The organism is Streptomyces sp. NPDC055749, from assembly GCF_053617235.1.
The window spans coordinates 48,674-71,343 of sequence record NZ_JBSHFH010000044.1 but is presented as its reverse complement, the minus strand read 5'-3'; the positions used below and the strand labels follow the sequence as shown (position 1 = coordinate 71,343).

The following is a 22,670-nucleotide window of genomic DNA, read 5'->3' as shown; positions in this document are numbered from 1 at the left end:
CCGCAATGCGGGGCGCCCCTCTCGGCTGTCGGCCTTCGGCCGGACCGGGGAAGGACCGGTCAGTTGTGGCCGAAGCGCCGCTGGTGCTTACGCGCAACATCGGAAGGGCTGCCCTGGGGCTGCGACTGAGGCGAGCTCTGGGCCTCGAAGGACGAGGTCTTCGCCTCCTGAGCGCTTCGCTCCGCGGCGGACGCGGTGCGATCCTGCTGACTGCCCTGCTTGCGGTTCTTGTTCTTGGCCATGGTGTTCCTCCTATGGGGACTCTGTGGGCCAGGACCGCTGTCAGACTCACATAGCGCCGCAAACGCCGCATTTTGGATCATTACCGTGCGTAGTGAGGGGGTGTGTCGCACCGTTTTTCCGATCCGCCACGCCGATGATCGAGTTCCGGACGTTAACCCCCGCGTGGTCGGGCAGACTCGAAGGAAACCCTGAGTAAGCGGGCCCACCCCCCCCCACGACCGGGCCCGCCGAAAACCGTTCCCGAATTCCTGGAAGAGGGTGGAACGCGTGGACCGTTGCGTCGTCCTGGTGGACGCCGGCTACTTGCTGGGCGCAGCCGCGAGCCTGCTGGCCGGAGAGCCCGCCCGTTCCCGCATCACCGTCGACCACGCGGCCCTGATCCAGGGCCTGCGCGAACGCGCGGAGGCGGACACGCAGCAGCCGCTGCTCCGGATCTACTGGTTCGACGGTGCTCCCGACCGCGTACCGCAGCCGGAACACCGCAGGCTCCGGGTGATGCCCCGCGTGACCGTTCGACTGGGCGCCCTCACACGCAGTGACGGCCGATGGGCGCAGAAGGGGGTCGACGCGGCGATGCACGCCGAGCTCACCGAGCTCGCCAGGAACCGCGCCTGCTCCGACGTGGTGCTCGTGACCGGTGACGGCGATCTGCTGCCCGGGCTGATGTCGGCCAAGGAGCACGGGGTCGCCGTCCACCTCTGGGCCGTCCAGGCCGCCGACGGCGACTACAACCAGTCCGAGGACCTGGTCGCGGAGGCCGATGAACGGCGGGTGCTGGACCGGGCCTGGATCACCAAGGCGGTACGGGCCAAGGAGATCGGCGGGATCTGCGCTCCGCCGCCCGTCCCGCGCCCCGAGATCGCCGCGATCCTCTCCGCGCCCCTCCCGGAAGCGGCGCTGGCGGCCTCCGCGGAACGGGCATCTGAGGCCCAGGCCGCAGCCGCGCGCAACGGCAACTCCGCACCGGCCGACCAGGACGCGGACGCACCGGCCGCCCCGGGCCACCGGGGTGTCCCCACGCCGAAGGACCTGGCGAGCCTGCGCGGCCCCGGCAGTCAGGCCGCGCAGCACCCCGCCCCGTCGGCCGCGGTCCCCGCCAACGCCACCCTGCGCTGGTCCTCCGACAAGGGCTGGGTCGAGCGCGGCGGACCGCTCGGCGAGCCCGCCGAGACCGCCTCGCTGCCGACGCTGGCCCAGCTCACCAGCGCCGAACAGCGCTGGGCGGACCGGGAGGAGGACATCACGACCGTCGGCGGCGATCCGTTCGAGGTCGGCCAGGTCTTCGCCCGGCGGTGGATGGAGCGGCTGCCGGAGACCGTCCACCTCCAGAAGCTGTCGACCATGTACCCGCGCATCCCGCACCGCATCGACGGCGAGCTCCTGCGGTACGCGGCGCGGTTCGGTCTCCTCGCCCACAAGGACGACCAGATCGACGAGCACGACCGCTATGCGATCAGGGCGGGATTCTGGCGCGAGATCGACGTACGGGCCGCCGCGGAGCACGCACCCGTCGCGGAGTAGGACAGGCCCTGGCGGCCCCGGGCGCAATCCGGGGCATCCGACCCCGTACCCTCGTACCTCGTGAGTACCGGCACAGCACAGGCGCAGACCGGGACCGGGACCGTGTGCGCGGTGCGTGATCTGGTCAGGACCTATCCCGCCGTCCGCGGTCGCCGCGGCGCCGCGGCCACTCCCGAGGTGCGCGCCACCGACGGGATCAGCCTCGATGTCCGCCAGGGCGAGATCTTCGGTCTGCTCGGCCCCAACGGTGCGGGCAAATCCACCCTGGTGCGCCAGCTCACCGGACTGATGCGGCCCGACTCCGGCAGCGTGGAGGTGCTGGGGCACGACCTCGTGCGCCACCCCGAGCGGGCCTCGCGGCTGATCGGCTACCTCGGGCAGGAATCCACCGCCCTCGACGAGCTGACGGTCTCCCTCGCCGCCGAGACCACCGGGCGGCTGCGCGGCCTCCGGGTCCGCGAGGCGCGCGCCGCGCGTGATGACGTACTCGACGAGCTCGGCCTCACCGAACTTGCCGGGCGCCCCCTGAAGAAGCTGTCCGGCGGCCAGCGGCGGCTCGCCTGCTTCGCCGCCGCGCTGGTCGGGGAGCGGCCGGTCCTCGTGCTGGACGAACCCACGACCGGTATGGACCCCGTCGCCCGGCGTGCTGTGTGGGCGGCCGTAGACCGGCGGCGGGCCGAGCGGGGCGTCACGGTGCTGCTGGTCACCCACAACGTGATCGAGGCCGAGACGGTGCTCGACCGGGTCGCCGTACTCGAACGCGGCAAGGTCATCGCCTGCGACACCCCCCACGGGCTCAAGGAGCAGGTGGCGGGCGAGGTCAGGGTCGAGCTGGTCTGGCGCGAGCGGGCCCCCCTGGACGTACCCGAGGTGGCGGCTCTGCGCGGGTCCGCCCAGGAGTCCGGGCGCCGCTGGGTGCTGCGGCTGGCGCCCGACGAGGCGCGGGCGGCGGTGGCCGCGGTGACCGGCGGCGCGGCGTTCGCCGCACTCGACGACTTCACGCTGGCCACGCCCAGCCTGGAGGACGTCTACCTGGCGCTGGGCGGGGACGCGGCCAGGGCGACCGAGGGGCTGGTGAAGGCGTGAACGTGCACGTGTCGAAGGGGAGCAGCGCCAGGTGAGCATCGTTCGCGCGGAGGCGGCGACGGAGGCAGCGAGGGAGTCGGGGGCGGACGTGGGGGTGGTGTCCGGAGAGGGTCTGGCCGTGAGCGGTCCGCCCGGTGCCTGCGCCGCGGTGCCCGCGCCGCTGGCTCCGCGGGCCGGGCTGCTGCCCTCGCTCGCCGCCGTGTACCGCGCGCAGCTCTCGCGGGCCCGGGTGGCCCGGATCCCGCTGCTGTTCGTGGCGACCTTCCAGTCCATCGGGATCATGGTCCTGATGCGCGGGGTGGTGGACGGCGGTTCCGAGGCGCGGGCCGTCGTCGCCGGGTCCAGCGTGCTCGTCGTGGCCTTCGTCGCGCTGAACCTGCTCGCCCAGTACTTCGGTCAGCTGCGTGCCAGTGGCGGACTCGACCACTACGCGACGCTTCCGGTGCCGCCGGCCGCGGTGGTGCTGGGTGCGGCCGGGGCGTACGCGTCCTTCACCGTGCCCGGCACGGTTGTCACGGCCGTCACCGGCAGTGTGCTCTTCCAGTTGCCGATGACGCATCTGTGGGTGCTCGTCGCGGTGGTTCCGCTCTCGGGGGCCGCGCTGGCGGGTCTCGGGGCTGCGCTGGGGCTGCTGGCGCCGCGTCAGGAGCTTGCGACGCTGCTCGGGCAGCTGGGCATGTCCGCCGCGTTGCTGCTGGGCGTGCTGCCGGCCGACCGGCTGCCCCAGCCGGTCGGGTGGGCACGTGATCTGCTGCCCTCGACGTACGGGGTGGAGGCGCTCGCGCGGTCCTTCGACGCGAACCCCGACTGGGCGGTCATCGCTCTGGATCTCGCGGTGTGCGCCGTGGTGGGGGTGCTGTCGCTGGCCGTGGCGACGTGGGCGTACCGGCGGGCGGCGGTCCGGTAGCGGGTTGCCGGTGGCGGGTTGCCGGTGGCGGGTTGCCGGGGCGTGATCGGTCCGGTGAGGCGCCGCACAGGGTCACCTGGCACGATGGCACGGTGACCGCACCTCTGACGCCGCCGCACCAGCCCTCGTCCAACGATCCGTGGCAGAAGCCGCCGTCGGGGTCGTATCCCGCGCCCGGGCACGAGCCGTTGTACGGCAGGGATCTGTCCGCGGAGCTGCGGCAGGCCGCCGTGATCACCGTGTTGCTGACGGCCGCGGGTGTCGTGCTCGGGCTGCTGTGGCTGTGGCTGGCGCCGCGGGTGCCGCTGATCTCCGACGACACGGCCGTCTTCCTGAAGGACAGCGAGGGCGAGGAGGCCGTGGCCGCGGACGGAACGTTCGTGCTGCTGGCGCTCGGCTTCGGGGTCGTGGCCGCGTTCGCGGTGTTCTTCTACCGCCGCCGCGGGGGCATCCTGCTGGTGGCCGGGCTCGCGCTCGGCGGACTGCTCGGTTCGCTGCTCGCGTGGGGGATCGGTGTCTGGTTCGGACCGTCCTCGGATGTGGTCGCGCGGGCCAAGGCGGCGGGTGAGGGTGTCGTCTTCGACGCGCCGCTGAAGCTGCATGCGGTGGGGGTGGTGCTGGCGTGGCCGATCGTGGCGATGCTGGTGCATCTGGGGCTGACGGCGTTGTTCGCTCCGCGGGATCCTGAGCCGGAGTGGGTTTCCGGTGTGCCGGGTGGGGAGGCCGGGGAGTCTGTGCGGGGGGCGGGGCAGTAGTCGTAGGCGGGGCGCCTGCGGCGGGCCTGTTCCCCTACCCGCCCCTTCCCGAAACTGGGGCTCCGCCCCAGACCCCGCGCCTCAAACGCCGGCGAGGCTGAAAAGACGCCCTCAAGCGCCGGGCGGGCTGGGGGTGGCCGGGGTGGGCTGAGAGGTGGCCCCTAACGCCGGGCGGGCTGGGGTGTGCCGGCGAGGGCGAAAGACGCCCTCAAGCGCCGGGCGGGATGGGGAGAGTCGAGCGGGCTGGGGTGTGCCGCCGGGCTGACCGATGGCCACAAGCGCCTGGCGGGGATGCGCGTGCCCTTAGGCGCGGCCGATCGGGGCGAATACCGCGTTCGTCAGTGTCGCCAGGTCCGTGGCCGTCAGTTCTACCTCCAGGCCCCGGCGGCCCGCCGAGACGCAGATCGTCGGGTGGGACTGTGCCGAGGCGTCCAGGACCGTGCGCAGGCGCTTGCGCTGGCCCAGGGGGGAGATTCCGCCCCGTACGTAGCCCGTTGTGCGCTCCGCCGACGCCGGGTCCGCCATCGTGGCCTTCTTGCCGCCCACCGCCGATGCCAAGGCCTTGAGGTCCAGGGAGCCGGCCACCGGGACCACTGCCACGGTCAGTTCGCCGTCCACGTCGGCCACCAGGGTCTTGAAGACCCGGTCGGGGGAGACGCCCAGTGCTTCCGCGGCCTCCTCGCCGTAGGACGGGGACGACGGGTCGTGCTCGTAGGCGTGGACGGTGAAGGCGGTGCCCGCCGCGGTCAGGGCGACCGTGGCCGGGGTGCCGCCCGGCTGTTTCTTCGGCTTCTTCGCCACGGGGCAGGGTCCTCGGGTCAGTTGGGGTGCGTGGGGGCCCTGGTCAGTTCCACCGCGGGCAGCGACGGCAGATGCCGGATGACCGCGGTCTCCTGGCGCAGGAGCGTCAGTTCCTCGCGCAGTCGCGTCGCGGTGTCCGGTGCCTGGAGCAGGCGCTGCTTCGACGGGATGTCCAGTACGGCCGCGGCGGCCACCAGGTACGAGACCACGGACGGGTCGTCGGGGAGGTCCGCCCCGGTGGTCAGGGAGCGTTCGCTGGCCCCCGCGAGACGCTTCTGGTAGCTGCGGAAGGCCCGCAGGACGCCCTCGGCGAGTGCCCCGGCCTCGTCTGCCCCGTTGGCCGCGTCGGACCCGGCGCCGTCCTCGGCGCCCGGCTCCTCGGACAGTTCCTCGACCTCGGCGGTCAGATAGGGGCCGCTCGCGTCCACGGAGAGCAGCTTGACCCGGACCGTACCGGTGGCCAGGATCTCGAAGCTCCCGTCGGCGCGCTCACGGATCTTCGCGGCGTCCGCGACGCAGCCGACCCGGTGGAAGGACTGGATCGGGTCGGGGCCGAAGCCGTCGGCCGGTGCGCGGTCGACGGGGACGGCGGCGGCGATGCTGTCCGGCATCCCGGTGGCGGTCGGGGCGATTTCGCGGCCGTCGCGGATCGCGACCACGACGAAGCGGCGCGGTTCGTCCTCATCGGTCTGCAGCAACTCGCGCATCATGGCGCGATAACGCTCCTCGAAGACGTTGAGCGGCAGCACGAGGCCGGGGAACAGCACCGCGTTGAGCGGGAAGAGGGGGAGGCGAGCGGTGGTCACAACGGTCAAGCGTAATGGCCGCGAGGGCGGCTGCGGCCGTCCCGGTCGCGCAAGGGCGTCAGGGAGGCCACCTGGAGCCGTGCGCCGTCCCTCGCGTCGAGGAACTGGCCGAGCGGATCGTCGGACACCGAGGACCACGGGAACGAGGTCGCGTGCGGTCCGATCAGCCGGAATTGTTCCAGCGCCTCGTCCCATCGCCCCCGCACGACGAGCACGTACGCCAGGAGGTTGCGCACCTCGGCCGGCCAGAGATCACCGGGCCGGTACGCACCGGAGAGCGTGATCGCGAGATCGGCGGCGGCGTCGATCCGCTCCACCTGCACCGGGGTGGACCGCGCGGCGGGCTCCGCGTCGAGCAGCAGCGCGAACGCCGCCCGTACCGGCAACGCCTGCACCAGCGAGTCGGGCAGGGCGTCTTCGGCCGCCTGCTCCGCGAAGTCGAAGCACTCGCGGTGCGAGCCGTACCAGGCGGCGGAGAGGTACTGGAGCGCCGCGACATGGCAGCCGTAGTGGTGCGGGGACCGCCGTATGGCCTGCTCCCACAGGGCCTCGAAGGAGGTGTGCGTGGCGTGCGTGCCGCGGGCGTGGTCCAGGGCGAGCCGCCAGGGCACCGGGTCGCTCGGCTGTGCCTCGGCCGCCGCCGAGATGAGCGGGCCCACCTCGCGCAGCCGCTCGGCGCGGGCGGGTGACTCCCAGGCGCGGTGGACGGCGAGCCCGGCCTTGACGAGCAGCGCGTCCGGGTCGCGCGGGGCGGCGGTCAGCCAGTCGGCGAGCCAGCCGTCGCGGCTGTGCGCGAACGTGACGAGGCGGGCGAGACAGCGGTCGCGGGTCTCCCACTCGGCGCCTTCCCGGGTGGCGGCGAGCAGTTCGGCGGCGGGTTCGTACGCGCCGAGGGCGGCGGCCACCAGGGCGGGGGAGAGCCGTTCGTCGGCGGCGTCGAGCAGCACAGCGTCATCCACGGGCAGTCCGGCGGACAGCTCGGGGCTGTGACGGATCATGCGCGTTGTGCTGAGCAGAGCGCGAAGGAATGACATGGTGCAGACCATTCAAAAGCGCTGGTGAGGGCCGCGCCAGTGGGGCGACGTGAAGCTTCTGTGCCGAGTCGGAGGGTTGCCCCGGCGACGGTCAAGAAAAGGCAAAGGAAATGGCGGATTCTGGCTCGAACGCGCCCTTCCGGCCGACAGTCCCCGTCCCCGCGCCCGACGCGGACTGCCCCTGCGGCAAAGGCCGTTGCGGCATTCGGCGGTGTTCCCGGTCAGCCGCGGCGCAGCAGCCGCGAGGCGCCCGCCGCGACCGTCGTGGCCAGTATCCAGCCCAGCAGGATGAGGGCTGCCCCCACCCACTGCCAGCCGCCCTCCAGCCGCCAGTAACCGTCCTGTCCGAGGTTGATCACCGGCACCAGCAGATCGAGCGCGTACAGCGCGGCGTTCCACTGCGGATGCTCGTCCCGCTTGATCGCCTCGGGGTCGTACTGCGAGAACGCCACCGCGCCCGCCGCCCACAGCACCGCCATCCACACGGCGGCCCGCCCCGGCCGGTAGCCGTACGCCACCGTCCAGTCCTGGAGGAAGCCCCACAGCTTGGCGGCGGTCGGCAGCGTCTCGCGGCGCCGCCGCTGCTTGGCGAGCAGCACCTCGCGGGCGTCCGCGTCCTCGCCGCAGCTGCGCAGGACGGCGGCGAGCCGCTCGTACGGCTCCGGTACGTACTCCGGGGTCGCCGCGAGCACCCACTCCAGACGCCGGGAGAGCGGGAAGTGCCCGTACGGGACGAGGTTCTCGTACACGAATCCGCCCATCGCCAGACCGCCCGGGCCCGGCCAGCTGCTCGACACGTCGATCAGCGTGACGACCTTCGCGCCGTTCAGCACGACCCGGCCCTCCTCCGGACGCTCCGCGTTGAACCGGAGCTCAGGGGTGACGATCCTGCGCAGCGACAGCTCCTCGTGCCGGGCCAGGACGAACCGCGCCTTGTGCAGGTCCACCGCGTCCCCGAACCTGCCGTCGTCGAGCCGCACCCCGCCCCGGCACTCGAAGATCTGGGAGCGGGTGCCGCGCGCCGGGGTGTTCGACGACCGGGTGATGCCGTACGGGGGAGTGGTGCCCTGGTTCCCGGTGTCGACCCTCACCCATGCCTCGGTCATGTACAGCGTGCGCTCGACGGTCAGCTGCGGGGCGTTCAGCGCCCGCCGCCCCTCCGTGCCGCGCAGCCTGCTGCCGCGCAGGCTCAGCGAACCGCCGACCTTCGCGCCGCGCAGACTCAGCTCGCCGTGCGTCTCGACCATCTCCGCCTGGAGGTCCTGGGCCACCGCCAGGCCGTCGGCGGTCAGGGCGCGGCCCCGCCGGTCGGGGCCGATGCTGATCTGGTTGATCAGCAGGTCCGTTCCGATCTGGGCGTCCGTGAGCCGGATACCGCCCTCGATCCGGCAGCGCGGCAGATGCAGATCGCCCTCCGTGTGCAGCCGGGCCGCCTCAAGGCGCGGAATCGCGCAGCCGACCATCCGCAGGGTCGTGAAGTGGCACTCGGGCAGCACCACCTCCTGCTCGAAACGGCAGCCCGTCAGCTCGACGTACGGGGAGACACGCCCGCCCGCCATGTCCAGCCGCCCCGTGATCCGCACGCCCCGGAGCTTCAGCGCCGCCACCCGGCCGGGCCGCGCCGCCGGTCCGCTCAGCAGCAGCCTGGCCACCGTCCGGGCACCGACACTCCGCTCGGGTCCCCAGATGTGCGCCGCGAACGGATCGTCGCGCACCGGGTCATGGGTGCGCAGATCGTAGGTGGTGCCGTTCCGGAAGGCCTGCCACATGCCCAGCTCCGCTGCGCTGAGGCCGTCCGGGATATCGCCATCCTGCGGCTCGGTCACTGCCGTCCCCTCCGTGCACATGCCGTACACCTGTTCTGCCCTCTGTGTGACGGCGTGAACGCTAGTAGTCAGCAGTGACGGCCGGGGCATGTATCAGCCAGTGATACGGGCGTCCGGGCGCCGGAAGCGGTCTGCGAGAATTGCGGTGTGATCTCTCGAATCGATCTGCGCGGCACCGCCCTCCCCGAGGGCGGCGACCTGCGCGACCTGCTGCCCCGTGCCGAGTTCGACGTGGAAGCCGCCCTGGAGACGGTGCGGCCCATCTGCGAGGACGTACGCCATCGTGGCTCCGCGGCAGTGATCGAGTGGGGGGAGAAATTCGACGGCGTACGCCTCGAATCGACCCGGGTACCGGCCGCCGCGATCACCGGGGCGCTGGAGCAGCTCGACCCCGCCGTACGGGCCGCGCTCGAGGAGTCGATCCGCCGCGCCCGGCTCGTCCACAGCGCGCAGCGCCGCACCACGCACACCACCCAGGTCGTCCCGGGCGGCACGGTCACCGAGAAGTGGGTGCCCGTGGAGCGCGTCGGGCTCTACGTACCGGGCGGGCGCTCCGTCTACCCCTCGTCCGTCGTCATGAACGTCGTACCGGCCCAGGAGGCGGGCGTCGAGGGCATCGCCGTCTCCTCGCCGCCGCAGAAGGAGTTCGGCGGACTGCCGCACCCCACCATCCTCGCCGCCTGCGCCCTGCTCGGCGTCGACGAGGTGTACGCGGCGGGCGGCGCCCAGGCCATCGCGATGTTCGCGTACGGGACGGCCGAATGCCTGCCCGTGAACCTGGTCACAGGCCCCGGCAACATCTACGTCGCCGCCGCCAAGCGCCTCCTCAAGGGCCGTATCGGCATCGACGCCGAGGCCGGCCCGACCGAGATCGCGATCCTCGCCGACTCGACCGCCGACCCGGTGCACGTCGCCGCCGACCTGATCAGCCAGGCCGAGCACGACCCGATGGCCGCCGCCGTCCTCGTCACCGACTCCGAGGAACTGGCCGCGGCCACCGAGGCCGAGCTGAAGCCGCAGATCGCCGCGACCAAGCACGTCGCGGACCGGATCGAGCCCGCCCTGGCCGGCCGTCAGTCCGCGATCGTCCTGGTCAACGACCTGGAGGACGGCCTCAAGGTCGTCGACGCCTACGCCGCCGAGCACCTGGAGATCCAGACCGCGGACGCCGCCGCCGTGGCGGACCGCGTCCGCAACGCCGGAGCGGTCTTCGTCGGCCCGTGGTCGCCGGTCTCCCTCGGGGACTACTGCGCGGGCTCCAACCACGTCCTGCCCACCGGCGGCTGCGCCTGCCACTCCTCGGGCCTGTCCGTGCAGTCCTTCCTGCGCGGCATCCACATCGTCGACTACACGCGCGACGCCCTTGCCGAGGTCACGCACCACGTCGTGACCCTCGCCGACGCCGAGGACCTCCCCGCGCACGGCGCCGCGCTCAAGGCACGGTTCGGATGGAAGGTCCCGCAGGCGTGACGAACGACAGCACCACCCGCAATCCCTGGGACGCGCTCCCCATCCGCGAGGAGCTCCTCGGCCAGTCCCCCTACGGGGCGCCGCAGCTCGACGTACCCGTACGCCTCAACACCAACGAGAATCCGTACCCGCTGCCCGAGGCACTGGTCGACCGGATCGCCGAGCGCGTCCGCGAGGCCGCCCGCGACCTCAACCGCTACCCCGACCGGGACGCCGTCGAGCTCCGTACCGAGCTCGCCCGCTACCTCACCCGCACCGCCGGGCACGAGGTCGGCTTCGCCAACGTCTGGGCGGCCAACGGGTCCAACGAGGTGCTCCAGCAGCTGCTCCAGACCTTCGGCGGTCCGGGGCGCACGGCGATCGGCTTCGAACCCTCGTACTCGATGCACGCCCTCATCTCGCGCGGCACCGGCACCGGGTGGATCTCCGGACCGCGCAACGAGGACTTCACCATCGATGTCGAGGCTGCCCGCAAGACCATCGCCGAGCAGCGGCCGGACGTCGTCTTCATCACCTCGCCCAACAACCCCACCGGCACCGCGGTCGACGCCGAGACGGTCCTCGCGCTGTACGAGGCGGCGCAGGCGGCCAAGCCGTCGATGGTCGTCGTCGACGAGGCGTACGGCGAGTTCAGCCACCACGCCTCGCTGCTGCCGCTGATCGAGGGCCGCCCGCACCTGGTGCTCTCGCGCACCATGTCGAAGGCGTTCGGCGCCGCCGGACTGCGCCTCGGCTACCTCGCCGCTGACCCGGCCGTCGTCGACGCCGTACAGCTGGTGCGGCTGCCGTACCACCTGTCGTCCATCACCCAGGCCACCGCGCTCGCCGCCCTGGAACACACCGATACGCTGCTCGGGTACGTCGCGCAGCTCAAGCGTGAGCGCGACCGGATCGTCGACGAGCTGCGCGCACTCGGCTTCGACGTGACCGACTCGGACGCCAACTTCGTCCAGTTCGGCCGCTTCGCCGACAGCCACACCGCATGGCAGCAGATCCTCGACCGGGGCGTCCTGGTCCGGGACAACGGCGTACCGGGATGGCTGCGCGTCTCCGCAGGGACCCCCGCCGAGAACGACGCCTTCCTCGACGCGGTGCGCCTGCTAGTCACTGAGAAAGCCAAGAAGGAGCACGAGGCATGAACCCCCGCGTAGGCCGCGTGGAACGCACCACGAAGGAAACGTCCGTGCTCGTCGAGATCAACCTCGACGGCACCGGAAAAGTCGATGTGTCGACGGGGGTCGGCTTCTACGACCACATGCTCGACCAGCTCGGCCGCCACGGCCTCTTCGACCTCACGGTCAAGACCGACGGCGACCTGCACATCGACTCGCACCACACCATCGAGGACACCGCCCTCGCGCTCGGTGCCGCCTTCAAGCAGGCGCTCGGCGACAAGGTCGGCATCTACCGCTTCGGCAACTGCACCGTCCCGCTGGACGAGTCGCTCGCCCAGGTCACCGTCGACCTCTCCGGCCGCCCCTACCTGGTGCACACCGAGCCCGAGAAGATGGCGCCGATGATCGGCGAGTACGACACGACGATGACCCGGCACATCCTGGAGTCCTTCGTCGCCCAGGCGCAGATCGCCCTGCACGTCCACGTGCCGTACGGGCGCAACGCGCACCACATCGTGGAGTGCCAGTTCAAGGCGCTCGCCCGCGCCCTGCGCTACGCCTGTGAGCACGACCCGCGCGCCGCCGGAATCCTTCCTTCCACCAAGGGTGCGCTGTGACAGGGCTCAATACGATTCTGATCGTCGTCGGCCTCTTCCTGGCCGGCGGCGTCTACTCCTTCTCGAAGCAGGACATGCCCAAGGGCGTCGTCGTACTGCTCGGGATCGGCTCCGCCATGTGCCTGCTCGCGGGCATTCTGCGGATTCAGGGACTCTGGGACTGAGGGACGTCTGTGAGTGACAAGAAGAAGGTCGTCGTCTTCGACTACGGCTTCGGCAACGTGCGTTCCGCCGAGCGGGCCCTCGCCCACGTCGGCGCGGACGTCGAGATCACCCGCGACTTCGACACGGCGATGAACGCCGACGGGCTGCTGGTGCCCGGCGTCGGCGCGTTCTCCGCCTGCATGGAGGGTCTGAAGAAGGCCCGCGGCGAATGGGTCATCGGCCGCAGGCTGGCCGGCGGACGCCCCGTCATGGGCATCTGCGTCGGCATGCAGATCCTGTTCGAGCGCGGCATCGAGCACGGTGTGGAGACGGAGGGCCTGGACGAGTGGCCCGGCACCGTCGGCCCGCTCAGGGCCGATGTCGTCCCGCACATGGGCTGGAACACCGTCGAGTCCCCCGAGGACTCCCAGCTCTTCGCCGGCCTGGACCCCGAGGCCCGCTACTACTTCGTGCACTCGTACGCGGCGCACGACTGGTCCCTCGAAGTCACCAACGCCAAGATCCGTGCCCCCAGGGTCACCTGGTCCACGCACGGCGAGCGTTTCGTGGCGGCCGTGGAGAACGGCGCGCTGTGGGCCACCCAGTTCCACCCCGAGAAGTCCGGCGATGCCGGCGCCCAGCTGCTGACCAACTGGATCGAGACGCTGTAATGCCGAAGCTTGAACTGCTCCCCGCCGTCGATGTCCGCGACGGCCAGGCCGTCCGCCTCGTCCACGGCGAGTCCGGCTCCGAGACCTCGTACGGCGACCCCCTGCAGGCCGCCCTCACCTGGCAGCGGGCGGGCGCCGAGTGGCTGCACCTCGTCGACCTGGACGCCGCCTTCGGCACCGGTGACAACCGGGCGCAGATCGCCGAGGTCGCCCGCTCCATGGACATCAAGGTGGAGCTCTCCGGCGGCATCCGCGACGACGCCTCGCTCGCCGCCGCCCTCGCCACCGGCTGCACCCGCGTCAACCTCGGCACCGCCGCCCTGGAGACCCCCGAGTGGGTCGCCAAGGTGATCGCCGAGCACGGCGACAAGATCGCCGTCGGCCTCGACGTCCGCGGCACCACGCTGCGTGGCCGTGGCTGGACCCGTGACGGCGGAGACCTCTACGAGACGCTCGCCCGCCTCGACGCCGAGGGCTGCGCCCGCTACGTCGTCACCGACATCGCCAAGGACGGCACGCTCCAGGGCCCCAACCTGGAGCTCCTGAAGAACGTCTGCGCCGCCACCGACAAGCCCGTCGTCGCCTCCGGGGGCGTCTCCTCGCTCGACGACCTGCGGGCGATCTCCTCCCTCGTCGCGGAAGGCGTCGAGGGCGCGATCGTCGGCAAGGCGCTCTACGCGAAGGCGTTCACGCTGGAAGAGGCGCTCAAGGCGGTCTCCGCATGACCGACTCCGTACGCCGTATCTCCACCGGCGCCCCCTGGGAGGAGAAGTTCGGCTACTCCCGCGCCGTGGAGCTGCCCGGCGGACTCGTCCTGGTCGCCGGCTGTACGTCCGTGGTCAAGGGCCAGATCTCGGCGGGCAGCCCGTACGAGCAGACCAGGACCTCCTTCGACGTCGCATTCGACGCGCTGAAGGAGCTCGGCCTCGGCCGCGAGGACGTCGTCCGCACCCGGATGTACATCACGCACGCCCGGGACGTCGAGGACGTGGGCCGCGCCCACAAGGAGCTGTTCGACGACGTACGGCCCGCCGCCTCGATGATCATCGTGTCCGGGTTCGTCGACCCGAGCCTGGTCGTCGAGGTCGAGGTCGAGGCATTCAGGGCAGGTACGAAGTGAGTCTCGCGGTCCGAGTCATTCCCTGCCTGGACGTCGACAACGGCCGGGTCGTCAAGGGCGTCAACTTCCAGAACCTGCGTGATGCGGGCGACCCCGTCGAGATGGCCAAGCTGTACGACGCCGAGGGCGCCGACGAGCTGACCTTCCTCGACATCACCGCGTCCAGCGGTGACCGGGAGACGACGTACGACGTGGTGCGCCGTACCGCCGAGCAGGTCTTCATCCCGCTCACGGTCGGCGGCGGTGTCCGCACTCCCGACGACGTCGACAAACTGCTGCGCGCCGGTGCCGACAAGGTCGGCGTCAACACCGCGGCCATCGCCAGGCCCGACCTGATCCGCGAGATCGCCGAACGCTTCGGGCGCCAGGTGCTCGTGCTCTCGGTCGACGCCAGGCGCACCCCCGCGGGAACCTTCGAGGTGACGACGCACGGTGGCCGCAAGGGCACCGGTATCGACGCCGTCGAGTGGGCGCACCGGGCCGCCGAGCTCGGCGCGGGCGAGATCCTGCTCAACTCGATGGACGCCGACGGCACGAAGGACGGCTACGACACCGAGATGATCGCGGCCGTACGCGCGCATGTCACGGTCCCCGTCATCGCCTCCGGTGGCGCCGGCCGGCTCGCGGACTTCGCGCCTGCCGTCGAGGCGGGCGCCGACGCGGTGCTCGCCGCGTCCGTCTTCCACTTCGGTGACCTGCGGATCTCCGAGGTCAAGGACGCTCTGCGGGAAGCCGGTCACCCGGTCCGCTGAGGTCTGTTCCGGTGGGGCCCGGTCGCGAAGACCGGTGATCTCGCCGATGTGCGCGCACGGGGTGCACCGCGAGAGTGGCGACCGCCAACGAATGACGGCGGCAAGCCACGCGGTGCACCCCGAAGCCTTGGGCGAGGCTCTCGGTCCCCCGCACGGTGTGGTTCCGCCACAACCGAGAGGACCCCCCTCGTGCACCAGCTCCTCCCCTCCGGCGGCACCTCCCCGCGCCGTCACCGGACGTCCACGGGCCGCACCCGCACGCTCAGGACCCTGCTGGCCACCGCGGCCGCCGCCGGTCTCTTCACCGCGCTGGTCCCCGGCGCGCAGGCCGCCGACAATCCCTACCAGCGCGGTCCCGCGCCGACCGTGTCGAGCATCGAGGCGAGCCGCGGCTCGTACGCCGTTTCGGAGACCTCGGTCTCCTCGCTGGTGGGCGGCTTCGGCGGCGGCACCATCTACTACCCGACGTCCACCGCGGACGGCACCTTCGGCGCCGTCGCCATCGCACCCGGATTCACCGCCTACCAGTCCAGCATGGCCTGGCTCGGCCCGCGGCTCGCCTCCCAGGGCTTCGTCGTCTTCACCATCGACACCAACACGACGGTGGACCAGCCCGCCAGCCGCGGCGACCAACTCCTGGCCGCACTCGACTACCTGACGCAGCAGAGCTCGGTACGCGGCCGCGTCGACAGCTCACGGCTCGGCGTGATGGGCCACTCCATGGGCGGTGGCGGCACCCTGGAGGCCGCCAAGGACCGTACCTCGCTGAAGGCGGCGATCCCGCTGACCGGCTGGAACACCGACAAGACCTGGCCCGAGGTGCGGACGCCCACCCTGGTCGTCGGCGCGGACGGTGACACGGTCGCATCGGTCGGCGCGCACTCCGAACCGTTCTACAACTCCCTGCCCAGCACCCTGGACAAGGCGTATCTGGAGCTGCGCGGCGCCACGCACTTCACACCGAACACCTCCAACACCACGATCGCGAAGTACAGCATTTCGTGGCTGAAGCGCTTCATCGACAACGACACCCGGTACGAGCAGTTCCTCTGCCCGCTGCCGCAGGCGAGTCTGACGATCGCCGAGTACCGGGGCACCTGCCCGCACACCTCCTAGCTCACGTTCCGCGCGGTACGCGCTGTGCGACCGCACAGCGCGTACCGCATCCCGTTGGGAGCCTGCCCCGCGCGCGGCCGTCCCGGCGCAGCATCCGGATGCGAACCTTCCGAGGTTGTTTACGCGGAAGTAACGTGACGGGGTGACCTCATCCACGACCGTGCACAGTCCGCTCCGGCTGTACGGCCGCAGCGGTGAAATCGCCATCCTGGACGGCCTGTTGGGCCGACTGCGGGCGGGTGACGGCGGTGCGCTCGTACTGACAGCGCCGCCCGGCCTCGGCCGTACCGCGCTGCTGCGGCGAACGGCCGCCGCCCACCGCGCACATGAGCGGGGGCCGGTGCTGTACGCGACGGGGGAGCCCGCCGAACAACGGCTGCCCTACAGCGGACTGCACGCCCTGCTCTGCTCGGCACCCGGCGTCCTTCCCGCACAGGCCGACCAGGTGCTGCGCTCCGGCATCACCCCGGGGAGCCTGCTCGGCCTGCTGAGGGGCCTCGGCGCCCAACGGCCGCTGCTGGTCTGCGTCGACGACGCGCACGCCTGGGACCCCGACTCACGGGCCGCGCTCGGCTTCGCGGCCCGCAGGCTCGGCTCGGGCAGCAGGGTCGCCGTGGTCCTCGGCGCCGAGGACGAGACCAGTTTCGCCGGGCTGCCCGCGCTCCGGCTCGGCCCGCTCGACGACGACGCAGCAACCGCCCTGCTGGACCGGCTCACCGACGGGGCCGGCGGCGTCGACCCGGTCGTACGGAGCGAACTGCTCCGGGAAGCCGCAGGCAACCCGCGCCTGCTCGCCGGACTCGCCGGCCGCCTCACCCCCGACCAACTGGCAGGGCGCACCGCGCTGCCCTATCCGCTGCCCGGCGGCGAGAGCGTCCTCGACGCCCACGCGGCCCACCTCGACGCCCTCCCACCGCACACCCGGACCCTCCTCCTGCTGGCCGCGGCGGCGGAGGAACACGAACCCGAAGGCGCGGGGGCGGACGCCGCGCTCCTGCTGCGGGCGGGTGCCGGGGCCGGACTCGCCCCCGGCTTCCTGGACCACGTGATCCTGGGCCCCGCCGGGATCACGGGCATCCTCCAGCGGACGGGCAGCCGCCTGCACTTCAGCCACCCGCTGCTGCGCCGGGCCGTCCTGCACCGCGCGCCGCCGGCCAGGCGCCGTGCGGTGCACGAACTGCTCGCCACCCTGCTGGCCGGGCCCTGCGCCCCGGCGCTGCCCCCGCTCGTCCAGCGGGCCTGCGCCGCGCCGGGCCCCGACGCGGCGCTCGCCGGACAGCTCGCGGCGGCGGCCGTCGCACCCCGCCCGCACGCCGAACGGTCCGCGGCGCTCGCCCGGGCCGCCGTGCTCTCCACCGACGACACGCTGCGCGCCGCACGGTTCGCCGCCGCGGCCGAACACGCCCGGCTCGCGGGCGACGCGGCCCGCTCCCGCGCCCTGCTGGCCCGCACCGACGCGCACCCGCCGGCCGGCCGCCCCTCCCCGTACGGCGCGGCACGCGGGAGCGGCACCCCCACCGCCGGTGGTCTCGCCGCCTACGTACGCGGCATGCTCGCCCTGCGCGACGGGCCGGCGGCGGACGCCCACGAGGCCCTCATCGCGGCGGCCACGCTGCTCGCCGCGCACGATCCGCGCCGCACCCTCGACGCCCTGCTCGGCGCGGCGGAGGCCGCCTGGGCGATGGGGGACGCCGTCGCCTACCTGGACGCCATGAACCGGGTTCCCGACGCCCCGCCCGGCCTGGCCGTGGCGCACTACCGCGCCGGGATGTGCGCCGTGCTCGGCGGACGCACGGGCGAGGGTCATGCCCTGCTCCGGGTCTGCCTCGAATCCGCCGAGGGCACCGACGACCCGGCCGCCCTCCTGCGGGCCGGGGTCTCGGCCCTCGTACTGGGCGAGACCGAGGACGCCTGCCGGGCCGGTGCCCGCGCCCTCGCCGCCGTCCGCACCCGCGGGCCCGAAGCCCTGCTGCCGCAGGCGCTGGAGCACCTCGCGTACGCGGAACTGCGGTCCGGCCGCCACGCCAGAGCCCGCGCGCACGCCCTGGAGGGCCTGCACGCGGCCCGCCGTACCGGGCAGCCCAACGCCTCCGCGCATCTGCACGCCGTACTGGCGCTGGCCGCTTCGGTGGAGGGCCCGGCCGAGGCGTGCGCGGCCCACTGCGACGCCGCTCTGGCCGGCGCCGGGCCCCACGGCCTGGCCCAGGCGGCGACCCTCGCCACCTGGGCCGTCGCCCGCGCCGACCTGGCCGCGGGGCGGCCCGCCGAGGCGGCGGCCAGGCTCGCGCCCCTGGTCGGCCCCGGCCCCCGGCGCGGCCACTTCGCCACCCGGATGCTGGCCGTGCCGTGCTACATCGAGGCGGCGGTGCTCTCGGGCCGCGCGGACGAATCGCCTGACGGTCTCGCGGTGGCCGTCGAGGAGTTCGCCCGCTGGACCGAGTGCACGACCGACCCGCAGGCCCCCGCCCAGCTCGCCCGCTGCCGCGCCCTGCTGGCGCCCCCGGATGAGGCCGCCGCCCGCTACGAGGAGGCCATGGCCCACCACGGCCGGGCGGGCGGCGACTTCGAACGAGCCCGCACCCAGCTTCTCCACGGACAGTGGCTGCGCCGCCGCCGGCAGACCCGCGCGGCCCGGGGCCCCCTGCGCGACGCCCTGGTCGCCTTCGAGCGCTGCTCGGCCCGGGCCTGGGCGGAGCGAGCCGCCGGAGAGCTCCGCGCGGCCGGGGAAGCGGTGGACGTACCGGAGGCGGCTGGACCGGCCCCGCTCGCCGGGCTCACCCCGCAGCAGCAGCGGATCGCCCGGTACGTGGCGGAGGGCGCCACCAACCGGGAGGTGGCGGTACGCCTCTCCGTGAGCCCCCGGACGGTCGATCACCATCTGCGCAACGTCTTCGCCGCCCTGGGCGTCAGGTCCCGCACCGAGCTCGCGAGGCTGCTGGGCAGCCTGTAGGGCTTCTGGTACCGGCCCCGGGCACGCGCAGATGTCCGGGAGGTTGCAGGACCGTGATGATAAGAACTCCGCAGACCCCTAGGTACCGACTGGGCGGTATGCCATTCTGCGGGCGTCAGGATCATTCGGTGTGCTCGTGCCCAAGGCCGGGCCGGGTGCGCCGGAGCCGGTCTGTCCACGGTGGAGGCCGCCATGCCACAGGTCGTACGTTCTCGGATCAGGGCGCTGCACGGGCCGCCCCCGCCCTCTGTAACGCCGTTGCCGCACCGCTTCCGTTCGCTGGCCGACCGCGAGGCCATCGCCGCACTGCACCGGGCCGCCCGGGTGCTGATCGCCGGGCTCCCGGAGCTCACGGACCGGCTCGTCGAGGCGCTGCGGGAACAGGAACCGGCGTACCGCACGGCCATCGAGAACGAACCCGCCGAGGTGTGGCAGGAGGTGCACCGTTCGCTGCGGGACAACGTGGGTTCCCTGATCCAGCCCCGGGAGTTCCGGGAGGCCGCCCACCGCACGTCCCGGTGGGTCGGCGAGTCCAGGGCCAAGCAGGGAGTGCCGCTCGACGCGGTGCTGCACGCCTTCCGGATGGGCGGCGCGATGGTCTGGCAGGACCTGGTCGACGAGACCGCGCGCCGCAACCCCGAGGACATCCGGCTGCTCGTCCATGTCGCGGCCGACGTCTGGAACTTCGTCGACGAGCACTGCGGAGTGGTGGCGGACGCCTACCGGCAGGCCGAGCGCCGGCTGGTCTGGCGGCGCGAGAACCAGCAGCGCCTGATGACGGCCGCGCTGCTCGACGGCACGGCCCGCATCGCGGATCTGGCGGACGCGGCGGCGATGCTGGACATGCCGGTGGGCGGCCGGTACGCGGTGCTCGCGGTCTCCTCCGCGCTCCGCGCCCCGCACGGCGCGGGTGAGGAGCCCTTGACGCTGCCCGCCGGTACGGACGTGCTCTGGCACCCGGGGCAGGACGCGGAGTTCGCGATCCTGGCGCTGACCCGGGAGCCCGCCGCACCGGAACCCGGCGACCCCGGCCAGGTGGAGGGTGATGGTTCCACCCCGCCCGGCCGGGCGGAACTGGCCGCGATCGTGGCGGAGTTGACGGCGCCGTCGGGTACCCGCGTCGGCATCAGCTCGGTGGTCGGCGGACTGGCCGCGCTCGGCGACGCCCGCCGCCTCGCCGAGACCGCCCTGCGGGCCTGCCCCTCGTCGGGCGGTGTCGTGCTGCTCGACGAGCATCTGCCCAGCGCGCTCGTCGTCTCCTCCCCGGGCCTCGGCAGGGCGCTCGCCGCCCGGGTACTGGGCCCGCTCGACCGCCTCGACCCGGCGGACCGCGACGTACTGATCGAGACGCTCACCGCCTGGCTCGACTCCGACGGCTCGGCGCAGCGCGCGGGCGCGCGGCTCTACTGCCACCGCAACACGGTGCTCAACCGCCTGCGACGCTTCGAGCAGTTGACGGGCCGGTGCCTGACCCGCCCGTCCGACGCGGTCGAGGTATCCCTGGCACTGGCGGCCCGCCGCCTGCTCGGCGACTGAGGGAGGGGCGGGGCACATGTGGGTGGACCCGCCCGGGTCCACCCACATGTGCCCCCGCACAGACCTCCCCCCGGCCCCCGGGGCCCCCCCCCCCGACTGTTTGCGCCGTATCGTGGGGTACGCCGCACCCGTATCCCACAGACGCAGAGAGGCGCCGAGCAATGGTGCAGATCAAGACCCCCGAGCAGATCGCGAAGATGCGCGAGGCCGGCCTGGTGGTCGCTGCCATTCACGCCGCCACCCGCGAGGCGGCCGTGCCCGGCGCCACCACGAAGGACCTGGACGAGGTCGCACGCAAGGTGATCGCCGACCACGGTGCGAAGTCGAACTTCCTCGGGTACGGCGGATTCCCCGCGACCATCTGTACGTCGGTCAACGAGGTCGTCGTGCACGGCATCCCGGATGACAAGACGGTCCTCAAGGACGGCGACATCATCTCGATCGACGCCGGCGCGATCATCGACGGCTGGCACGGCGACGCCGCGTACACCGCCTTCGTCGGTACGGGCCACGCCCCGGAGCTCGTCGAACTGTCCCGGGTGACCGAGGAGTCGATGTGGGCCGGGATCGCCGCGATGAAGGTGAACAACCGCCTCGTCGACATCTCGAAGGCGATCGAGTCCTACATCCGCCGTCAGCCCCGTCCGGCCACCGGCAAGTACGGGATCATCGAGGACTACGGCGGCCACGGCATCGGCACCGAGATGCACATGGACCCGCACCTGCTGAACTACGTCTCCCGCAAGCGCGGCAAGGGCATCAAGCTGGTCCCCGGTGTCTGCCTGGCCATCGAGCCGATGGTGTCGCTCGGTACGGCGCAGACGAAGGTCCTGGACGACGAGTGGACGGTCCTGACGACCGACGGCACGTGGTCCTCGCACTGGGAGCACTCGATCGCTCTGACGGAGCAGGGGCCGCTGGTCCTGACGGCCCCCGACTGCGGTCGCGAGAGGCTGGCCGCGTACGGGGTCTCCGTGGCGCCGGACCCCCTGGGCTGATACCCCGCCCGCCCCGTAGGTCTAAGGATCACGGATGGTGGGCAAACTTGACGGATTCGTCTTTTCGAGTCCGCTGACGTAGACTGACTCGTCGGCTCTCGTGCATCCGTGTGTCCGCATACGGCAGCCGAAGTCGATCAAGGTAGCCGATTCGAAAGGCGAAGCGTGGCCAAGAAGCAAGGTGCCATCGAAATTGAGGGCACCGTGATCGAGTCTCTCCCGAACGCAATGTTCAGGGTGGAGCTCCAGAACGGTCACAAGGTCCTCGCGCACATCAGCGGCAAGATGCGGATGCACTACATCCGTATCCTCCCGGATGACCGGGTCGTGGTGGAGCTCTCTCCGTACGACCTGACGCGTGGCCGGATCGTCTACCGATACAAGTAGATCTTGCCCGCACCGCGCTTCGGCGCGGTGGTGGCACTGACCCGGAGAACCTGACATCCCATGAAGGTCAAGCCGAGCGTCAAGAAGATCTGCGACAAGTGCAAGGTGATCCGCCGTCACGGTCGGGTCATGGTCATCTGCGACAACCTGCGCCACAAGCAGCGCCAGGGCTGAAGCACGACCCCCTGCATCTCGCAGACTTCGCGCGACGCACGTAATTCGTACATACGCAGTGCCCGTCCAAGCTTCGGCTGACGACACCTCCGGCGGGGGCCGGGGACCCGGGCGTACCACCTCAGTACTTCGTACGAGAGGTCGGCGGCCGGGAGTGGCACTGTGGAAGACCCCCGAAAAACAACTGGAGCCATTGAATGGCACGCGTTTCAGGTGTTGACATCCCGCGCGAAAAGCGCGTGGAGGTTGCCCTCACCTACGTCTTCGGTATCGGGCGCACCCGGTCCAAGGAGATCCTCGCCACCACCGGCGTGAACCCCAACACCCGCGTTCGTGACCTGGCCGAAGAGGACCTGGTCAAGATCCGCGAGTACGTGGACGCCAACCTCCGCACCGAGGGTGACCTTCGCCGCGAGATCCAGGGCGACATCCGCCGCAAGATCGAGATCGGCTGCTACCAGGGCATCCGCCACCGTCGCGGTCTGCCGGTCCACGGCCAGCGCACCAGCACCAACGCGCGTACCCGCAAGGGCCCGCGTCGCGCGATCGCCGGTAAGAAGAAGCCGGGCAAGAAGTAGTCCTCAGCGGACGCTATCCAGCGGTCTTCGCTGTAGGACCGATCACCTCCCCTCTCCATCTGG

The 22,670-nt window shown here is 72.2% G+C and carries 24 protein-coding genes; 19 read left to right on the top strand and 5 right to left on the bottom strand.

What is annotated here, in order from left to right:
- Nucleotides 1-59 precede the first annotated feature (59 nt).
- Nucleotides 60-242: a hypothetical protein gene (locus tag ACWGO0_RS27815; protein WP_453540682.1), complete on the bottom strand. Its 183-nt coding sequence runs from the start codon at nucleotides 240-242 to the stop codon at nucleotides 60-62.
- A gap of 259 nt (nucleotides 243-501) precedes the next feature.
- Between ACWGO0_RS27815 and ACWGO0_RS27810 the strand changes: the two genes are divergently transcribed.
- The 4 genes from ACWGO0_RS27810 (at nucleotide 502) to ACWGO0_RS27795 (ending at nucleotide 4,512) form a co-directional block, all read left to right on the top strand.
- Nucleotides 502-1,764: an NYN domain-containing protein gene (locus tag ACWGO0_RS27810; RefSeq protein ID WP_453540679.1), complete on the top strand. Its 1,263-nt coding sequence runs from the start codon at nucleotides 502-504 to the stop codon at nucleotides 1,762-1,764.
- Between the two features lie 102 nt (nucleotides 1,765-1,866).
- On the top strand, nucleotides 1,867-2,850 hold the full coding sequence (locus tag ACWGO0_RS27805) for an ABC transporter ATP-binding protein (protein ID WP_453540697.1): 984 nt from the start codon (nucleotides 1,867-1,869) through the stop codon (nucleotides 2,848-2,850).
- A gap of 31 nt (nucleotides 2,851-2,881) precedes the next feature.
- Nucleotides 2,882-3,757, top strand: coding sequence for an ABC transporter permease (locus ACWGO0_RS27800; protein ID WP_453540676.1), 876 nt, complete (start codon nucleotides 2,882-2,884; stop codon nucleotides 3,755-3,757).
- A 92-nt stretch (nucleotides 3,758-3,849) separates the two neighbouring features.
- Complete coding sequence (locus tag ACWGO0_RS27795) at nucleotides 3,850-4,512, top strand: ABC transporter permease (RefSeq protein WP_453540673.1); 663 nt, start codon at nucleotides 3,850-3,852, stop codon at nucleotides 4,510-4,512.
- Nucleotides 4,513-4,815: 303 nt separating this feature from the next.
- On the opposite strand, the gene ybaK is transcribed toward ACWGO0_RS27795, so the two are convergent.
- The 4 genes from ybaK to ACWGO0_RS27775 all read right to left on the bottom strand — a co-directional run bounded on the left by ybaK (nucleotide 4,816) and on the right by ACWGO0_RS27775 (nucleotide 8,979).
- The gene (ybaK, locus tag ACWGO0_RS27790) at nucleotides 4,816-5,313 is read right to left on the bottom strand and encodes a Cys-tRNA(Pro) deacylase (protein WP_453540670.1); all 498 of its coding nucleotides are present in this window, start codon (nucleotides 5,311-5,313) and stop codon (nucleotides 4,816-4,818) included.
- 17 nt (nucleotides 5,314-5,330) lie between these two features.
- Complete coding sequence (locus ACWGO0_RS27785) at nucleotides 5,331-6,119, bottom strand: LON peptidase substrate-binding domain-containing protein (RefSeq protein WP_453540667.1); 789 nt, start codon at nucleotides 6,117-6,119, stop codon at nucleotides 5,331-5,333.
- A 5-nt stretch (nucleotides 6,120-6,124) separates the two neighbouring features.
- Complete coding sequence (locus ACWGO0_RS27780) at nucleotides 6,125-7,165, bottom strand: hypothetical protein (RefSeq protein ID WP_453540664.1); 1,041 nt, start codon at nucleotides 7,163-7,165, stop codon at nucleotides 6,125-6,127.
- 209 nt (nucleotides 7,166-7,374) lie between these two features.
- The gene (locus tag ACWGO0_RS27775) at nucleotides 7,375-8,979 is read right to left on the bottom strand and encodes an oxidoreductase (RefSeq protein WP_453540661.1); all 1,605 of its coding nucleotides are present in this window, start codon (nucleotides 8,977-8,979) and stop codon (nucleotides 7,375-7,377) included.
- Nucleotides 8,980-9,126: 147 nt separating this feature from the next.
- On the opposite strand from ACWGO0_RS27775, the gene hisD reads away from it, so the two are divergent.
- From hisD to rpsM, 15 genes are all read left to right on the top strand, one after another.
- A complete protein-coding gene (gene hisD, locus ACWGO0_RS27770; protein ID WP_453540659.1) occupies nucleotides 9,127-10,449 on the top strand; it encodes a histidinol dehydrogenase in 1,323 nt (440 codons plus the stop codon).
- Entirely contained in the window at nucleotides 10,446-11,588 is a 1,143-nt protein-coding gene (locus ACWGO0_RS27765) for a histidinol-phosphate transaminase (protein ID WP_453540656.1), read from the top strand. The genes hisD and ACWGO0_RS27765 overlap by 4 nt, the downstream gene beginning before the upstream one ends.
- Nucleotides 11,585-12,181, top strand: a complete 597-nt coding sequence (gene hisB, locus ACWGO0_RS27760) for an imidazoleglycerol-phosphate dehydratase HisB (RefSeq protein WP_453540653.1) — start codon at nucleotides 11,585-11,587, stop codon at nucleotides 12,179-12,181. Before ACWGO0_RS27765 ends, hisB begins: the two co-directional genes overlap by 4 nt.
- Nucleotides 12,178-12,345 (top strand): hypothetical protein, encoded by a 168-nt coding sequence (locus tag ACWGO0_RS27755; protein WP_453540651.1) that lies wholly within the window; start codon nucleotides 12,178-12,180, stop codon nucleotides 12,343-12,345. Before hisB ends, ACWGO0_RS27755 begins: the two co-directional genes overlap by 4 nt.
- 9 nt (nucleotides 12,346-12,354) lie before the next feature.
- On the top strand, nucleotides 12,355-12,996 hold the full coding sequence (gene hisH, locus ACWGO0_RS27750; RefSeq protein WP_453540648.1) for an imidazole glycerol phosphate synthase subunit HisH: 642 nt from the start codon (nucleotides 12,355-12,357) through the stop codon (nucleotides 12,994-12,996).
- A complete protein-coding gene (gene priA / locus ACWGO0_RS27745; protein WP_453540645.1) occupies nucleotides 12,996-13,721 on the top strand; it encodes a bifunctional 1-(5-phosphoribosyl)-5-((5-phosphoribosylamino)methylideneamino)imidazole-4-carboxamide isomerase/phosphoribosylanthranilate isomerase PriA in 726 nt (241 codons plus the stop codon). Before hisH ends, priA begins: the two co-directional genes overlap by 1 nt.
- The gene (locus ACWGO0_RS27740; protein ID WP_453540642.1) at nucleotides 13,718-14,116 is read left to right on the top strand and encodes a RidA family protein; all 399 of its coding nucleotides are present in this window, start codon (nucleotides 13,718-13,720) and stop codon (nucleotides 14,114-14,116) included. The genes priA and ACWGO0_RS27740 overlap by 4 nt, the downstream gene beginning before the upstream one ends.
- Entirely contained in the window at nucleotides 14,113-14,868 is a 756-nt protein-coding gene (hisF, locus tag ACWGO0_RS27735; RefSeq protein ID WP_453540639.1) for an imidazole glycerol phosphate synthase subunit HisF, read from the top strand. The genes ACWGO0_RS27740 and hisF overlap by 4 nt, the downstream gene beginning before the upstream one ends.
- Before the next feature lie 189 nt (nucleotides 14,869-15,057).
- Complete coding sequence (gene bdeA, locus ACWGO0_RS27730; protein ID WP_453540636.1) at nucleotides 15,058-15,984, top strand: bis(hydroxyethyl) terephthalate hydrolase; 927 nt, start codon at nucleotides 15,058-15,060, stop codon at nucleotides 15,982-15,984.
- A gap of 142 nt (nucleotides 15,985-16,126) precedes the next feature.
- Complete coding sequence (locus ACWGO0_RS27725; protein ID WP_453540633.1) at nucleotides 16,127-18,934, top strand: AAA family ATPase; 2,808 nt, start codon at nucleotides 16,127-16,129, stop codon at nucleotides 18,932-18,934.
- A 192-nt stretch (nucleotides 18,935-19,126) separates the two neighbouring features.
- Complete coding sequence (locus ACWGO0_RS27720) at nucleotides 19,127-20,470, top strand: PucR family transcriptional regulator (RefSeq protein ID WP_453540630.1); 1,344 nt, start codon at nucleotides 19,127-19,129, stop codon at nucleotides 20,468-20,470.
- Nucleotides 20,471-20,631: 161 nt separating this feature from the next.
- A complete protein-coding gene (map, locus tag ACWGO0_RS27715) occupies nucleotides 20,632-21,468 on the top strand; it encodes a type I methionyl aminopeptidase (protein ID WP_453540627.1) in 837 nt (278 codons plus the stop codon).
- Between the two features lie 165 nt (nucleotides 21,469-21,633).
- Complete coding sequence (infA, locus tag ACWGO0_RS27710) at nucleotides 21,634-21,855, top strand: translation initiation factor IF-1 (protein WP_014047798.1); 222 nt, start codon at nucleotides 21,634-21,636, stop codon at nucleotides 21,853-21,855.
- 60 nt (nucleotides 21,856-21,915) lie between these two features.
- Nucleotides 21,916-22,029: a 50S ribosomal protein L36 gene (gene rpmJ / locus ACWGO0_RS27705; protein ID WP_003956441.1), complete on the top strand. Its 114-nt coding sequence runs from the start codon at nucleotides 21,916-21,918 to the stop codon at nucleotides 22,027-22,029.
- A 197-nt stretch (nucleotides 22,030-22,226) separates the two neighbouring features.
- Nucleotides 22,227-22,607 (top strand): 30S ribosomal protein S13, encoded by a 381-nt coding sequence (rpsM, locus tag ACWGO0_RS27700; protein ID WP_014047799.1) that lies wholly within the window; start codon nucleotides 22,227-22,229, stop codon nucleotides 22,605-22,607.
- Nucleotides 22,608-22,670 lie beyond the last annotated feature (63 nt).